The following is a 15128-nucleotide window of genomic DNA, read 5'->3' as shown; positions in this document are numbered from 1 at the left end:
AATAAAAAAACGACAGCCTTCGTGAAAACCTTCTTGTCCAGGGCTGGCGCCTTTGATTTCATCAAAAATTAATACATTATTAACAATCCATAGCCTAATTCTTTTCTATGCTGTATCCATGAGTATGAAAGATGTGTATCGATCCCTGGATAACCTTATAAAAGAATGTCCCCAACGGTCACTGCAGAACGGGGATCGTTATGTGATTATGAGTGACCTGCATATGGGTGACGGCGGAAGTCGGGACGATCTTGCCCATAATCGGGCGTTGATAGTCAAGGCGCTGCACTATTACTATGCCCAGGGATATACGCTTATTCTTAACGGAGATATCGAGGACGTTCAAAAATTTAAGTATGCCCAGATTCTAACTGCCTGGCGGGATCTTTTTAAGATTTTTAATGACTTTGCCCAGGATAATCGATTTATAAAAATTGTGGGAAACCACGATATAGCTCTCCTCCACGATACGGATTATCCCTATCCCTTGCATCACGGCTATTCCTTTGTTAAAGGAAATGATCGGCTCTTTGTTTTTCATGGTCATCAGGCATCCAAACTGTTTAGCGAATATGATTATATATCGGAGTTTGTCGTAAAATTTATGGCCAAGCCCTTCCATATAAAAAATGGGAATGTGGCCCACCACTCAAAACGAAGGTTTGCGGTGGAAAAACGGATTTACCGGTATGCCCAGGACCGCAAAGTAATTGCGATTATCGGTCATACCCACCGGCCCCTCTTTGAATCCCTTTCAAAGTATGATAGCCTGCGCTGGAGTATAGAAGACCTTATCCGTGAGTATGCCCTTGCTTCGGGGGAACGACGGGAACAAATACGGATCACCCTTACGGTGTACAAAGCTGAACTGGAACGACTGGAAAAACAAAAACTGAAAGAAAAGATTTCCCGAAGCCTTTATCAGGCAAGCCCTCTTTTGGTGCCCTGTCTTTTTAACTCCGGCTGTGCCACGGGAAAAAAGGGGCTTACCTGTTTAGAGGTAAGTGCGGAACGTATTTCTCTGGAATACTGGACACCCCGGGGACAGGCAAAATCGTACATCCATGAAGAAGCCCTCCGTCAGGAAAACTATGAGGATTTCCAGAAGTATACCCTTAAAGAGGATGACCTGGGGCATGTGTTTCTGCGAATTTCCCTCTTAGGAAGCGAAAGTTAACTTGTTATAACGGGTTTTTTTGTTCATACTTTCATTATTATGTCACCTCAAAATCTCAGCGAAACAAACGAAAAAGTTGCGCTTGTTCGATTGGCTTCCCACATAGCCCTGTGGGGCAACCTCTTCCTCGCTTCTCTTAAAATTGGTACCGGTCTTCTGGCGTCAAGCTTGGCGGTGTTGGGGGATGGCATCGATTCTTCTACCGATGTGATCATCGCCCTCATGTCGCTTTTAGTGGCGGGGATCATTGCCCGCCCTGCGGATCGCAAGCACCCCTGGGGGCACGGCCGGGCCGAAACCATCGCCACGACGATCCTTTCGTTCATTCTTTTTTTTGCGGGGGCCCAGCTTATGCTCCGGGCGGGGGAACGACTGTTTTCATTAGGGGATACCAGGGTCCCTCCACCCCTCGTGCTGGTGGTTACCCTCTGTTCCATCCTGGGAAAGCTCTTCCTTGCCTGGTCCCAGATGTACCTGGGCAAACGGGCTAACTCGGCCATGCTTAAGGCTAATGGCAAGAACATGCTCGGCGATGTGGTGATCTCCAGTGGCGTCCTTATAGGTCTGGCTCTTTCTATTTTGTTCCATCTTCCCATCCTCGATCCTCTGGTGGCAATTGGGGTAGGCCTATGGGTTATTCGGGCGGCTATCAGTATCTTCTGGGAAGTGAATACGGAACTCATGGATGGAAACAGTGATCCCGAACTGTACCAGGCCCTTTTTGAAGCGGTCCGATCCGTGCCGGGAACGGTGAATCCCCATCGGGCGCGGATGCGCCGTATTGCGGGGCTCTGGGATATCGATCTGGATATTGAGGTTAATCCAGAACTTTCTGTTCGGGAGGCCCACCACTTAGCCAGCTTGGTGGAGCAGGCGATAAAAGAACGGGTTGATGGGGTCTACGATATCATGGTGCATGTGGAGCCCGAAGGGGAAGCGGAGAGTCACCCCACCGAACAGTACGGTCTGCGGGAGGGGGACGAGAAATAGTCCCCCTGGCAAGCGCCGTTGGTGCCCCTTTCAGGGGCCCCCTCGGGCCCCTCATGTTTATTTCACCGTTTTATTCCACCGTCACGCTTTTTGCAAGATTCCGGGGCTGATCCACGTCTCGGCCAAGCTCAAGGGCACAAAAATAAGAGAAGAGCTGGAGGGGAACCACCGTCAAGAAGGGGTAGAAAAGCTCATCCACCGCAGGGATGGGAATGTAATCGTCGGCAATAGCCTTTACTTCCTCGTCTTCGCCGGTGCATACGGCGATGATGGGGCCTCCCCGGGCTTTAACCTCTTTCATGTTGGAAAGGGTCTTTTCCCTCAGGGAATCCCGCGGAACGATAATGAGGGTCGGTGTTTCTTCGTTTACCAGGGCGATGGGGCCATGCTTTATTTCCCCTGCCGCATAGCCCTCTGCATGAATATAGGAAATTTCCTTAAGTTTCAGCGCTCCCTCCAGTGCCACGGGGTATTCGATGCCCCGCCCTAAAAAGAGAAAATCCCGGGCCCGGTAATACTTCTTGGCCAGATTCTGTATCCTGTCCCGTTGGGCAAGGGTCTCCCGTACTTTTGCAGATATGCCCTGTAGTTCTTCTACAAAACGCTGCCCCTGAATAAAGGAAAGATCCCTCATTCGGGCCATGAGCAAGGCAAAGACATAAAATACCGCCAGCTGACTGGTAAAGGCCTTGGTACTGGCCACGGCGATTTCCGGTCCCGCGTGGGTATACACCCCTCCGTCCGATTCCCGGGCAATGGTGGAACCTACCACGTTGCAGATTCCGAGAACTCGAGCCCCCTTTCGTTTTAATTCCCGCATGGCATAGAGGGTGTCGGCGGTTTCTCCCGACTGGGTTACCGCAAAATAGAGGGTATCCGGTTCTACCACTGGATTGCGGTATCGAATTTCACTGGAAAGTTCCGCACTGGCAGGAATGCGAGCAAGACTTTCCAGAAGATAGGCCCCCACCAGGCCGGCATGCCAGCTGGTTCCCGCGGCGATTATCTTTACCCGGCGCACCGCGAGCAGTTCCCGGCTGGTCATGTTAAGACCACCGAGTTTACCCGTGGCGTATTCTATGTCGAGCCGGCCGCTTAGGGTGCGGGCAATCGAATCGGGTTGTTCAAAAATTTCCTTTTCCATGTAACAGAAAAAGCCTTCTTTCTCTATTTCTTCGATATCCCACTGAATTTCGTCTACCGATTTTTCAATGGGATTGTGATCGATGTCGGTTATCGAATAATCGGAGGCCGAAAGGCTAACCAGTTCCCCGTCGGAAAGATAAATCACCTGTTTGGTATGACTGACGATAGCCGCCACATCGGAGGCCAAAAACATTTCTCCATCCCCTACGCCTACCACGAGGGGAGACCCACAGCGGGCCCCCACAATTTTTCCCGGTTCATCCAGATGGATTACCGCGATTCCATAGGTTCCCTTCACCTGTCGAAGGGCGTTTCCTACCGCATCTTCCAGTTTTCCTCGATAGTAATGGGCAATAAGGTGGGCGAGGACCTCACTATCGGTTTCGCTGGCAAAGCGTACCCCCTCCTGTTCTAGTTTTTTCTTGAGGGGGCCATAGTTTTCGATGATGCCATTATGGACCACCGCAATTTTCCCTGACATGTCCTGATGGGGGTGGGCGTTGGTATCGGTAACTCCCCCATGGGTGGCCCAGCGGGTATGTCCAATTCCACAGTGTCCCTGGAGGGTAGGGGGAACGGCCGCCCGCAGTTGGGCGATTTTCCCTACCCGTTTTATGACCACGAGGGGGCCCTTTTCGCTTTCCACCCCAATACCGGCCGAATCATACCCCCGGTATTCCAATCGTTTTAGTCCATCAAGCAGGATGGGCGTGCAGTTTTTGGGTCCGCAGTATCCTACAATGCCACACATAGGGTCTCCTCTTAAAAGTACCGTACACCCGGGCCTCGCGTACGCCAGCACCGCTGGGTATAGGGGCAAGGCTCGTGATGCCAGAAAGCATCATCTTCTGGTGAAGGGGACAGCTCCTTCATACCGCCATCTTTCAGAACATACGAACATTCCAGAATCTGGTCCCTTCGTGGTGTATACTACCGAAAATATCGGTGCTTTTCCAGAAAGAACATCGTAATTATTGTATTTTTGCCCGAATCCGGTTATGATATGGTGATGGACCAGGGAGCAGACCTTTACACCATTCTCAGATTGTATGCCACAAAATACAAAACTCCCACCATTGGGGTCGCCACATTTATTTCCTTTCTGGAAAAGTACGCAAAACATTATGCCCAGGAACGGGAGGACCTGGCCTTTTGGGCGGTGGATACGGGCCGGAAAATCTGGGCAGAACTGCCTAAACTGGCAGAGGAAGGAAAAATAAAGCTCCACACCGACGAGAAGGGCACCCTCATTACGATCCCCCAGTTCTATCTTGATGTGTTACAGCAGGCCTACAAACGAATAGAGGATACCTCTGAGTTGCCCCTGCCAGATGAGGGGAGCCTCCAGATAAAACTCCCGCCGGATATGCTTAAAACGGTGAACCTGGAGATAGATTTGCCCCTTCTGGTGGCCAATCCCCCTGTGGGGCCCCTTCCTGTGTATAAACTGGTGTTCCCCGAAAGTTTTGCCACCGCCCTCATCCCGGGGGCCTTTTTTGCCCGGCGACTGTTGGAAATTGCGCTGTTAAAATTGCGACACTATCTACGGAACCACAACAACAAGGAATATATTCAACATAAGCTTGCCCCCGCTTTTATGGGCAAGGAAAGTCTTTTGAAAGACGCCCTTAACCAGCTGTTGATTCGTCCCCTTGATGCCCTACGGGAAATGGAACGGGCCGGTGATTTTTCCTTTCCCTTCTGGGCGTACCTTACGAGCCAGGTAAAGAATGATATTAAAAAGAAAAACGATTTTCTTCCCGAAGATATCGCAGCCCTGGAAGCGGCCTATATCATCGATGTGTATAATAATTATTACAAAGGAAAGGTTACCCGACAAAAGGAGGCGGAAAACGCCTTCCGAAACCTGGAAAATCAACTTGATAAACCTCCCTATTGCTATACCCTGGATGATATTATCCGTTTTACGGATTCGAAAGGGGTACCCCTCTTAGGTCAGTACTCCCAGGAGGCCCTAGAAGAATACCTTAAGCGGAAAACCACCCATGCGGAAAAGGATAGTCTTCCGGAATTGCTTATTGTGCATGGGGCTTCGGGAGAAAAATGGTTTGTTAAAAAGAGTAAGCTTCTCCCCCTCTGTTTTAAACTTCTGGGCGAAGCCCGTCCCCGTATCCGGAACACCCTTTCCCAACGCTGGTTTAAGCTGCTGAAGGAGTACCAGGAAGAGCCGGCCATGCACGATCCAGAGGCCTATGAGGCAGAACTGTGGGATATTACCCAGCGATTGTACCCCACCCTGGTTTCGGTGCTGAAGGACCCCCAACTGTATCTGGTTCATGAGGAACTGGAACGATCCGAAAAGGGCCTGCCAGAACAAACCCGCCTGTTTTATAAGGGTGCCCTGGTTCCCCTAAGTGAACTCTTGTTACTTCGACAAAAGGATCTCTTGGCGGATGTCCGGATGTTGCTCCCCTTCTGGTATAGTATTCCTATGCTGGTGGCCCTCATATCCTTCTTTAAGCGAAAAAAAAGCAAGGCAAAGAACCGACAATCGGCCCCCTCCTCTGCCGATACGGAAATGGAGAAAGATGGGGCCCCTCAGGAAAGGACCGCCAAAAAGCATGATCGCAGTCGAGAGCTGAGGAGTGTGGCAGAGACCACGAAGACCCGGCTGATTCCCCCCGGTTATACGCTGGACTCGTATATGGATAGCCTCCTGGAAAAGTGGAACCGCCTTATTAATCCCCAGGCAAAGGAAAATCTTACCGAAGATGTCCGGGCCCTTACCCGGGATTACCTGCGGAAAACCATTCGCTCCCTTCGTCATGCCCCCTTTACGCAGGAGCGCCTTAATACACTGGCGGAAACCCTGGTCGATAGTCCTGCTCTCCAGAAAATCCCCAATCGAGATGCCCTGAAGATATATATCCAGTTGTATATGGCCAAACTTCTTCTCGAAGAATCCTTTGGTAAAATTTAAAAAAGAGCTTATTTTTTCAAGCGAACTTCTCTTTTCTCTTCTAATTTATCTATGAAAACACCCCGGGGAATATTTTTGTGTGGAGGTTGCTATGAATCCTTTGAACTCTATTTTGATTGAAGGAAACCTGGTGAGGGATCCCCTGCTCAAGACTACTCCCAAGGGAACCCCGGTGTGCACCTTTAGCCTTGCGTCAAACCGTTACTATAAGCAGGAATCGGGATTCGAAAAGGAAGTGAGCTTTTTCAATGTGGAAGCCTGGGCTAAATTAGCCGAAACCTGTTATAACCTGGGACATAAGGGACGGGGTGTCCGGGTTGTGGGGAGGCTTAAACAGGAGCGATGGCTTGGATCGGATGGCAAACCCTACTCTCGGGTGAGTATTGTGGCGGAACACGTGGAATTTAAGCCCGAGTTTGGCCGGAATACCGGTAAAGGAGAGGAAGAAGCAACAGACGCCGCTGATGAAAGTTACGAAGGGGAGAACACTCTGGAAGAAGAAAACGATCAATCTACGGGGATACGGCTCCAGGGTAAAAAAGAAAAGGCCCTAGTCTTCTGATAATGGATGAGGGGGAGGAACCGCTTCATACGAAGGCTCCCTTTCAGGTGAGAGAGCGGGACCTCCCTTTTTAACGCAGGGTGTGGTTCCGCTCCCCCGGGAATCCCATCGCAAAGGAATTCCCGGCGCTCCCTTTATCCCCCTCTTCGTACTTTTATGGCCGGTCAGGATTCCGGTTTGGTTGGTTCCGGATCAAGAAGATAAAACCCGTTTTTCCAATTAAAACGGGTAGTGTTTATAAGGGGTTCTCCCTTTTCATAGGCGGTGACCACGTCTTTGTAATCGGTTTTCCGCAGAGGTGGGCCTGAGAAATCCAGGATAAAACGCCGAAAACCGGCCTGTTCAAGGAAGGGCCGCTTATCCACGATAGAAAAGGGCTGTTCCGGAATAACCAGACTGCCCTCTTCCCCGGGAATAAGGCGGAACGCGGCGTCCTGGCTGTCGGAGAAACGGGAAAAGGAGTACACCTCTGAGAGGTCTGCCCTGATGCGAAAGAGGGCGGGGTACGCAAAGAGGGTAAGGAGAATGCCGCTACGGCTCTCGGGGGGGACCGTTTTCTCGAGGTTTTGACGGCTTATCTCTAGCGGAGGAATGGTAAAGGTAAAGCCCAGATCCCGAATAAACCCATAGGCCCATCGATTAAAGGCATACAGGTAGGGGCCTGCGATAAGGAGGGGGGTGGGGTGGGCCGATTCTGTTTTTTTACCCCCCTGCGAGGGCCGGGGAAGGGCATGCTTCCCTTCCGCTTTCTGCGCTTTTTTGTCGATAATGCCGGTCCCCCCTTTCTTTAGGTAGGGACGAAAGAGGGCTAGCTGCCCTGGATTGTTAATGACAAACTGGGTAAAGCCCCTTTCCAAAAGCAGGGGGATTTCCTGGTGGAGCAGTTCCTGGGTCTTTTCCGGGTAGTAGGGGTCCAATACCAGGATGAGCTCTTTCTTAGAAAAGGGGAGGGGCGTTGTTTCTTCTAGGAACCAGCGGGCCATATCCCGGGTATAGGAAACCAGGACCCGGTTAGGCCTATGGGCCTGGATCACATAGAGGTCCTCCCGGTTTCGGACTCCCACGTAGAGGCCCTCTGGAAGGTGTCCTAGTTCGCTTTTTTCTGGCCGTGGTACCGTACACTCGGGGGCAGGGATTCGCCGGGGATGTCGTTTATAAGGTGAAAGATCCCGGGGCAGTACGGAGGGGTAGCGTTTTGTCATGGCCTTTGTTTGTATGATGTATACCGTATCGCGAACCCCAAATCCTTCGGGAATGGGAATCCACATTCCTCGATCCCCCGCTTCAAGGTGATGAATTTTAAGGGATTGTCGTTTGGAATCGTTTGCTTTGTGAAAACGGAGAGAATCGCCGGCTTGCAAGAGTACGTCGGGGGAGGCAATGAGCCCCTGGAACTCTTCTCCCTTTCTCCGGACCTGAAGAATAGGCCCGAGGGGTATTCCTGTGCCCCCCGCCTGCTCCGGATTAAGCCACTGGGTGGGGCTTGTATGGTCGTGGTAGAACATCGTTTTCGGTCGGGCAAAGTCGTTGCGAAGCATGGTGAGCGCTTCTTGCAGAGCCTTTTCCCGGTTTCCCTCGAGGTTGTCCAGGAGATGGCGATACGCCGCTACCACCGTACCCACATACTCGGCGCTTTTCATGCGGCCTTCAATTTTAAGGGCCTGGATACCGATGTCCGCAAGATGGGGGACCTTTTCTATAAGCTGGAGATCCGCCGGGCTAAAATAATACCCCTCTTTATCCTCCGCCCTATAGAGCCGTCGACATGCCTGAGTACACATCCCTCGATTAGCGGATTTCCCTCCCAGGTAACTGGAAAAAAGACAGAGCCCCGAGGCACTAATGCACAGGGCACCATGTACAAAGACCTCTAGCTCCAGGGCCGTATGGCTGCGAATATGTTCAATCTCTTCCATGTCTAGTTCTCGGGCAAGGACTACCCGGGAAAAGCCCTGTTTGGAAAGGAAATTGGCCCCATCGCTGCTGGCAATGTTCATCTGGGTGGATGCGTGAAGCTTTAAGGAAGGAAAGTAGGTCCGGACCAACTGGGCTATTCCAAAATCCTGCACAATAAGGGCATCGGGGCCTACCGAAGCGAGATAGTGCAAAAATTGGTATATCCGTTCTGTCTCCCGTTCTTCGAATACTGTGTTTACCGTCACGTATATCTTTTTTCTCTGCCGATGAAGGGCCTGGACCGCTGCCTCAAATTGGGAATAGGCAAAGTTAGTGGTCCGCAAGCGGGCATTGAAGGTTTTAAGCCCCAGGTATACCGCATCGGCCCCTTCGTGGATTGCTGCGTCTAACGCTTCCGGAGAGCCCGCGGGGGCAAGTAATTCTATGGTTCCCATGGGAATCCTCCTTACAGAATTCCCGGCGAAAGGATGTGGAGTTTTACAAGCCCATCATACACAAATTGCACCGAAAGCCCTGAAAGTAAAAGCCCCATGATTCGTTCTATCACCGAAACGCCCGTTTTACCCAACGCATGAATTACCATGTGGGAACCTTTCATGGCCAGCGCGGCTACACCCAGCGTAAAAGCCACGGAGATAACCAGCATGACCATAATCGGGATGATTTCTCCTTCCGTACTGGTGTAGAGAAGGATGGTGGTAATGGCGCCAGGTCCTGCTAAAAGGGGAATTGCCAGAGGGAAGACCGCCACGGATATTCGTTCTTCTTCATCAGAGGGGCCCTGCTGTTCCTGGTTAGAAACCTTTGATTTTGTGGCCTGGCCAAAGAGCATCTCCATCGAAACAATAAAAAGGAGAATACCTCCCGCAATACAGAAAGAACCGGGGTGAATGTGGAGTAACTGGAGGAGCCATTTCCCGGCCAGTATAAAAAGGAAGAGCACCAGAAAAGCGGTAAGTACCGCCCGCCGGATGGTGCGATTCTTTTCATGCACTTCAAGATGGGAAGAAAGACCAATATAAATAGGCACGAGGCCCAATGGATCAATCACTACAAAGATCGTAAAAAGGATAGGTAAAAAAGTTGCAAACATGGCCCTACTATAGCGGATTTGTCCGATTTAGTATAGCAGATTCTAAGATGCCTTTTCTTCTCCACAGATTGTTAGTATACTAAGACTAGTGTTCCTTAAAGATAGAACTGCCCTTGTGTTATCTGGCTTCCCGTTGGGGCTGTCCGATAACAGGCAAATCCCTGAGGATTTGGATTTGATTCTTTTCCTAGAAGGAGTTTCCTATGGAGAGGGAAGTGACGCTGACGGCTTCTAATTTTGAATCAGAGGTTCTTAAATCATCCGTTCCAGTTTTAGTGGATTTCTGGGCCCAATGGTGTATGCCCTGTAAGATGATAGCTCCCTTACTGGAACAAATTGCGGATCAGTATGCCGGGCGTCTTAAAGTAGGAAAGGTGAATGTGGATGAAGAAAACGAATTAGCGGGCCGCTATGATATTGTTTCTATCCCTACCCTAATGGTTTTTAAGAATGGTGAAGTAGTTCGCCAAAAAGTAGGGGCCCTCCCCCGGCATGAGATAGAAAATCTCTTTAAAGATTTACTATAAAGACTCATACTCGAGGGGGCCGGAGTTAAGAGATGCCAAGTCCTCTTACTTTGGTATCTTCTTAGAGGTAGGCTCGTAGCGGGTTGTTTTATTAGGCTGTCCGGGACTTGCGCCGCTCGTGGCCGTAACATACCAATCGGCGGCGGTGTGGCTGTCTTCGCGAGACTCGTCCCGGCAGATGGTGCGGGTGGTGGTGGTATAGCTACTCATTACCGCATCGGCGGGAAGAAGTGTTGCCGAGGCCCCTGTCCACGCGTTGTGACTGGTAAGAAAAGAGCAAAATTCTGTCATCTCGTTTTTTTGCCACGAGCCTTCGGCGGTCTCACTTATAAGAAGAGCATCAAGGACACGGTTATCCTGGTCAATGAGGGCAATCCCGTCGGTTTTCCGAATTTTTTTTGTGTTCCCCGGAAGCCAGAAATCCCGGGCCTCCGGATGGGCTTCGGTACCCCCTGAAAGGGCGAGGTTTTCTCCCCGCTCATCCTGAAGGCCCTCTTCTATGCTTCGGAGGTGGACCACCACGTATTCCCCTTGTCGAACTTCCGTAGGCTCAAACTCATAGAGGGGAGCCTCAAGAAAGCAGGACGAACTGACAATGCGTAATCCTCCTAAATTGCCGGCAGAACGGGTATACAGTTCAATAAATTCTACCTTAGGTTTGGAGTACTCGGTTCGCACTTCGGTAATTATAAGGGCGGGAATCCGGTCATTGCGAACCCGCAGGGGAACAATGAAATCAAGGGTGTTGTTCTGGGTATCCCGGGCTCTCCCTGAAATGGTGATTTTTGCACCCCCCGGAAAGGCGGTCTCGCTCACAATGCGGCAGGTAGCCCCATGTTGTACCTCTATCCCCGAGGTAGGAAGATCGAAGGAAACATGCTCAAGTTCTACTTCGGCCGAAAATTGGAGTTCAAAAGTTTGAGTATCGAGGGATGTGGCCCCAAGAAAAACCGGTGGCCGTATCTCCGAGGAAATAAAGTCCAGAGGGTTTTGTCGAGGTGCAGTACAGGCACCTCCTAAAAGAAGAAAAAGTAAGATGCCTCCGCCGTAGAAGGCGTTGCGCATTGTTTTCATTCTAACCTCCTATTCCTATTAGTGCTAAAAATAGGTAGGAGCAAAAGAATACTACCACTTGAATGTTTTGAGAAAAAGTAGCGCCCATTAGGGCTCTTTTCCTTTTTGGTAATTCCCGGTACACTCCCGGTCATGGAAGACCCCTACTATCTTCTTGAATTACGGGCACCGTTAGTGTATGCCCCCGTTTCCCAGAGGGATCCCTTTGCGGAACGGGGCGAAAAAGAAATGGTGGTATGCTTTGAGTTAGAACCTCAGGAGGCCGCTTCCTTTGAGCCGATAGAGGAACGATACTTTGCTTCTGCAGGAATGGTTGGTGTTCTTGATGCTCCCACCGGAGAAGGGCTTGAAGTTCCGGTAGGAAGATACTTTTTTATCCAACTGCGGCAAAGGATACAGAAAGAAGACCTCTTCCCCCTTGCCTTGGATCTTCAAAAAGAAGGCCTATGGCGACAGCTTCCTCTTGCTCCCCGGCTCTACGTCCGTTTCTTGGAAGAGGAAGGACCGGTAACCCAACTATTGCGCCCCCTCGTGAGTGGTGCCCCCTTTTAGGGTGTGAAAGGGTAGGAACCTCGGTGTTTCGCCCTCGGGGAGTAATTTCTCTTAGGGAATCCGTACGGCCTCCACCATGTAGCGAATGTCGAATCCCTGATCGGCGACCCGTTTCATTTCGATAATAAAGATCAGAGACCCATCCTGAGGAGCAATCATGGCCTTCCGGATCATGTAGGAAGCTATGAGAGGACGCTTCAGGGAAGGGGTTCCCACGAGGTATTTTTTTGTGTTCCCTTTAGCGTCGGTAACTTCGAGATTGATAAAAAATGAAGAGCTCAGATTTTTCCCCGCCCCTTCCACATATTGAGTAAGGGAGGCCTTGAAAGACCTTCCGGTGGCAAAATCCCGGAATTCGATGGGATCGGAAGCTTCCTGTTTTTCACCATCCGGAGTTATATAAAGGGGCGTACTCTGACGTAAAAAATCAATATTGTATTTTTGTATAAGATCCTTATTGGCCAGCAGTAATTTGTACAGGGCCCCTGAACCATCCTGACCAAGAACAATTTGCCCGGTATGAAGGTACTGTTTTTTCCCGCCGGGCACAAAATTGTTTTTATCTACATCCACAAAAAAAAGTTCTGCCCAGGGTAAAAGGGTTTTGTCAGTGACTCCATATTGCCCGAAGAGATAATACTTCCCATCCGGTGAAAAACCGAGATCAACAAACGTAGCCACCTCTCCGGCACAGAGGTGCCCCGCAACACTTACTATCAGTATGAGAATACAGAACACTATTCTCGGCATGTGGGTCCTTTTCATGAACATACTCCTTACGTATAAGTAATCGGTATAATTAGACATATCTTGAGTTTCGAGTAAAAATTGCGCTTTCTCTCTTGTACTCTCCCGGCGAAACGGCTAATCTAACAGTATGACCCTTTCGACGAGAAATAAACTGATTCTTTTCGGTATTCTATTTATCCTTATCTGTTATCTTTTTATAGGATTTTTACTTCCTGATATACTAAAAGGAACGGTCCCTGCAATGCAAAAGGCAAGTTCCCGTCCTGCCTCCGGTATTGCCTCGCTGGGGGTTCGTTTTTTCAAAATGAGCGTTTATACTCCCCTGGTTTCCTCTTTTTCTCTTTCCCTTATTAGTTTAATTAGTTTAATCCTCGTGTATTTTTTCTTTGAAAAAACCCACGTCCCCGAAGTATTGTGTACGGTGTTGTTTCTTTTTTCTCTTTCCTTAGAGCTATCCCGCTGTGTGGTCCCCCTGGTAATCGATCAAAATCTCTCTTATTCGTATATCACCCTTGCGACACGGATTGTGTTGGCAGGTCGTCTGGGGGGTAGTATCTTTTTATTCTTGGCGGGACTCTATGCGGCGGGGCTCAATTTCCCCCGCTACAGCAATATTATTTTTCTCAGCCTTGCCCTCATGATGCCTATTATTTCGACAATTCCCATCAATAGCAGCCTCTGGGATACTACCCTTATGGGGTTTTCGAAGTATGGGAGCTATTTCATGGTGATTGAACTTGTATTGGTCCTTTTAACCGCCCTCAGCTTTATTATCGCGGTGACGAATCGAGGTTCCCGCCTTTTTATTAAGGCGGCCCTTGCGGTGATTCTTCTGTATTTGGGAAGAGAATTCTGTGTTTTTTCTGATACCTGGATTACCCTTCTTGTGGGTCTTCCTCTCCTTATTAGTGGACTGTATATGCTTCTTACCAGTTATCATACCTACTATCGGTGGTTGTAATCCCGAGGGCTGCGGTGTTCGACTGGGGTGTGTTACGCGGCATGCTCTTTTAGTGGTAGCATTTTTTAAGAAAAATGAATCCGTCCTGTTTGAGCGACCGCCCTACCCGCGCTGTTTTTCCGTCTATCCTATCACAACCTTTACCTGAGGTACGAATCTTTTAGGACGGTGCCCCGCTGGCTTATCTTGTTGTGAATTCACCTTGTTAAATAATAGGAGTTGCAACGTTAAAGTAATAAGAGGGGCCGCAAAAAGCGGCTCTTCTATAAGAGAACCATCACGGTAAAACCTGCCGCGACGGGAATCAGGATATTATCAAAATCTTCCAGGGGAAGGGCTTCAATAATAGTTGTAACCAGGGCTACCACCACAGAAAGAGCAAGCCGCTGCGTTATCCGGTAGGAAACCAACAGTACCGCCACAAAGCAGGCCAGGGACCCTTCCAGGCTTTTCCCCATGAGCCATGTGGGCCGATAGCGTCCTGCCAATTTCCCCACAAGACTTGCGAACCCGTCCCCAAAGGCAAGGCTATAAATCGCCACGCTCGAAGCCGGGGAAGGATACAGGAGCAGGGCGAGCAGTGCCCCCAACCCTAAGGTGATGGGGCCCATAACAAAACGCCCCTCATCCCGTTTACGGGAAGCTCGCAGGGTAATCGTCGAAATGAGAGGAATGCTCACCCCCTCACGACGCAGATTTTCCAGGTAGGTGTACAGCAGTACCCCTCCACTTAACAGAAACATCGTAAAGGAACGATCGATAGCCGCCAGACTTGGCGCCACGGCAATCATCAGATGAATTGACTTCCGTACAAGTTCGGTTTTTATTTCTTCTGATATTCCTTCGATACTATGTTTCATGATATAAGGAATGCAGCAAATTCTGTGCCACCGTGTCCATTGAAAATATGGCGTTTCTTATTGCTTTCAACATAATAAATTATAATTGTCTTAGCAGAAAAATTCAAGAGACGATACCCTGTAGTGTATACAAGAGGATACAAAAAAAATTCATAATTTACTACGCTTTGCTATCATAGGGAGGGGGAAGGCCTTCCCCCTGGGCCGGGCCCCGGTCCCGGCCCACCCCCTTCTCCGGGGGCACCGGGTCGGTGGCTTTCACTGTCTCCTCCTTTCTGCGTCAGGTCTGTCGCGGCCCCCGGCCCCCCGCAAGAATACATAGTAAAGGACTTACAAAAATAAAAATGACCTTGACAGTTCTATACATCCCTTTTAATTTGACAAACAGAAAATGAAAAGCAAATACCGAAGGATAAAACTAAAAAGTAGGGAGGTGTAGGATGTGTAAACGATTTTTGCTTGCCCTTAAACAGCGACGAATAGTAAATGTGTATTTCATTCTCATGGAAATCCTTGTAGAGGCCTATACTAGCCTCTGAGGTCTCTACCCCCATACCGGGCGCGCTCTGCCATAATAG

Annotated in this window: 13 protein-coding genes; 7 read left to right on the top strand and 6 right to left on the bottom strand. The window is 49.7% G+C overall.

Features of this window, described 5'->3' with window-relative positions; translation table 11 throughout:
* The first annotated feature begins 118 nt into the window (after positions 1–118).
* Both C5O22_RS12380 and C5O22_RS12375 read left to right on the top strand, forming a co-directional pair.
* Positions 119–1177: a metallophosphoesterase family protein gene (locus C5O22_RS12380; RefSeq protein ID WP_132782272.1), complete on the top strand. Its 1059-nt coding sequence runs from the start codon at positions 119–121 to the stop codon at positions 1175–1177.
* Positions 1178–1216: 39 nt separating this feature from the next.
* A complete protein-coding gene (locus tag C5O22_RS12375) occupies positions 1217–2167 on the top strand; it encodes a cation diffusion facilitator family transporter (protein WP_132782270.1) in 951 nt (316 codons plus the stop codon).
* A 70-nt stretch (positions 2168–2237) separates the two neighbouring features.
* Here C5O22_RS12375 and glmS read toward each other — a convergent pair whose 3' ends face one another.
* Positions 2238–4064, bottom strand: coding sequence for a glutamine--fructose-6-phosphate transaminase (isomerizing) (gene glmS, locus C5O22_RS12370; RefSeq protein ID WP_132782269.1), 1827 nt, complete (start codon positions 4062–4064; stop codon positions 2238–2240).
* Between the two features lie 258 nt (positions 4065–4322).
* On the opposite strand from glmS, the gene C5O22_RS12365 reads away from it, so the two are divergent.
* Together C5O22_RS12365 and C5O22_RS12360 are read left to right on the top strand one after the other, a co-directional pair.
* On the top strand, positions 4323–6254 hold the full coding sequence (locus C5O22_RS12365; protein WP_132782267.1) for a hypothetical protein: 1932 nt from the start codon (positions 4323–4325) through the stop codon (positions 6252–6254).
* 91 nt (positions 6255–6345) lie between these two features.
* Entirely contained in the window at positions 6346–6816 is a 471-nt protein-coding gene (locus C5O22_RS12360; RefSeq protein ID WP_132782265.1) for a single-stranded DNA-binding protein, read from the top strand.
* 164 nt (positions 6817–6980) lie between these two features.
* Here the strand turns inward: C5O22_RS12360 and C5O22_RS12355 are convergent, their stop codons facing one another.
* Positions 6981–9167 (bottom strand): peptidase U32 family protein, encoded by a 2187-nt coding sequence (locus C5O22_RS12355; protein WP_243692945.1) that lies wholly within the window; start codon positions 9165–9167, stop codon positions 6981–6983.
* A gap of 11 nt (positions 9168–9178) precedes the next feature.
* Positions 9179–9826, bottom strand: a complete 648-nt coding sequence (locus C5O22_RS12350) for a MarC family protein (protein ID WP_132782264.1) — start codon at positions 9824–9826, stop codon at positions 9179–9181.
* A 203-nt stretch (positions 9827–10029) separates the two neighbouring features.
* Between C5O22_RS12350 and trxA the strand changes: the two genes are divergently transcribed.
* Positions 10030–10353: a thioredoxin gene (gene trxA / locus C5O22_RS12345; RefSeq protein ID WP_132782262.1), complete on the top strand. Its 324-nt coding sequence runs from the start codon at positions 10030–10032 to the stop codon at positions 10351–10353.
* Positions 10354–10398: 45 nt separating this feature from the next.
* Here trxA and C5O22_RS12340 read toward each other — a convergent pair whose 3' ends face one another.
* Positions 10399–11427, bottom strand: coding sequence for a lipoprotein TP_1001-related protein (locus C5O22_RS12340; RefSeq protein ID WP_132782260.1), 1029 nt, complete (start codon positions 11425–11427; stop codon positions 10399–10401).
* 132 nt (positions 11428–11559) lie between these two features.
* Between C5O22_RS12340 and C5O22_RS12335 the strand changes: the two genes are divergently transcribed.
* Entirely contained in the window at positions 11560–11979 is a 420-nt protein-coding gene (locus C5O22_RS12335; protein ID WP_132782258.1) for a hypothetical protein, read from the top strand.
* 51 nt (positions 11980–12030) lie between these two features.
* Here C5O22_RS12335 and C5O22_RS12330 read toward each other — a convergent pair whose 3' ends face one another.
* Positions 12031–12744, bottom strand: a complete 714-nt coding sequence (locus C5O22_RS12330; protein WP_243692944.1) for a DUF2259 domain-containing protein — start codon at positions 12742–12744, stop codon at positions 12031–12033.
* Between the two features lie 112 nt (positions 12745–12856).
* On the opposite strand from C5O22_RS12330, the gene C5O22_RS12325 reads away from it, so the two are divergent.
* Positions 12857–13690, top strand: a complete 834-nt coding sequence (locus tag C5O22_RS12325) for a hypothetical protein (protein ID WP_132782257.1) — start codon at positions 12857–12859, stop codon at positions 13688–13690.
* A 263-nt stretch (positions 13691–13953) separates the two neighbouring features.
* On the opposite strand, the gene C5O22_RS12320 is transcribed toward C5O22_RS12325, so the two are convergent.
* Positions 13954–14550 (bottom strand): diacylglycerol/polyprenol kinase family protein, encoded by a 597-nt coding sequence (locus C5O22_RS12320; RefSeq protein ID WP_132782255.1) that lies wholly within the window; start codon positions 14548–14550, stop codon positions 13954–13956.
* Positions 14551–15128: the final 578 nt, after the last annotated feature.

The organism is Treponema sp. J25 (assembly GCF_004343725.1).
GTDB lineage: Bacteria > Spirochaetota > Spirochaetia > Treponematales > Breznakiellaceae > J25.
Note: the sequence above shows the minus strand (reverse complement) of the source record. Positions and strands in the feature narration are given on the sequence as shown.

What these genes read in the sequence shown, in the direction of transcription:
- C5O22_RS12340 (WP_132782260.1), bottom strand. Translation starts at nt 11,427, where the DNA reads ATGAAAACAATGCGCAACGCCTTCTACGGCGGAGGCATCTTACTTTTT.
- C5O22_RS12380 (WP_132782272.1), top strand. Translation starts at nt 119, where the DNA reads ATGAGTATGAAAGATGTGTATCGATCCCTGGATAACCTTATAAAAGAA.
- C5O22_RS12325 (WP_132782257.1), top strand. Translation starts at nt 12,857, where the DNA reads ATGACCCTTTCGACGAGAAATAAACTGATTCTTTTCGGTATTCTATTT.
- C5O22_RS12355 (WP_243692945.1), bottom strand. Translation starts at nt 9,167, where the DNA reads ATGGGAACCATAGAATTACTTGCCCCCGCGGGCTCTCCGGAAGCGTTA.
- C5O22_RS12375 (WP_132782270.1), top strand. Translation starts at nt 1,217, where the DNA reads ATGTCACCTCAAAATCTCAGCGAAACAAACGAAAAAGTTGCGCTTGTT.
- C5O22_RS12360 (WP_132782265.1), top strand. Translation starts at nt 6,346, where the DNA reads ATGAATCCTTTGAACTCTATTTTGATTGAAGGAAACCTGGTGAGGGAT.
- trxA (WP_132782262.1), top strand. Translation starts at nt 10,030, where the DNA reads ATGGAGAGGGAAGTGACGCTGACGGCTTCTAATTTTGAATCAGAGGTT.
- glmS (WP_132782269.1), bottom strand. Translation starts at nt 4,064, where the DNA reads ATGTGTGGCATTGTAGGATACTGCGGACCCAAAAACTGCACGCCCATC.
- C5O22_RS12335 (WP_132782258.1), top strand. Translation starts at nt 11,560, where the DNA reads ATGGAAGACCCCTACTATCTTCTTGAATTACGGGCACCGTTAGTGTAT.
- C5O22_RS12350 (WP_132782264.1), bottom strand. Translation starts at nt 9,826, where the DNA reads ATGTTTGCAACTTTTTTACCTATCCTTTTTACGATCTTTGTAGTGATT.
- C5O22_RS12320 (WP_132782255.1), bottom strand. Translation starts at nt 14,550, where the DNA reads ATGAAACATAGTATCGAAGGAATATCAGAAGAAATAAAAACCGAACTT.
- C5O22_RS12330 (WP_243692944.1), bottom strand. Translation starts at nt 12,744, where the DNA reads ATGAAAAGGACCCACATGCCGAGAATAGTGTTCTGTATTCTCATACTG.
- C5O22_RS12365 (WP_132782267.1), top strand. Translation starts at nt 4,323, where the DNA reads ATGGACCAGGGAGCAGACCTTTACACCATTCTCAGATTGTATGCCACA.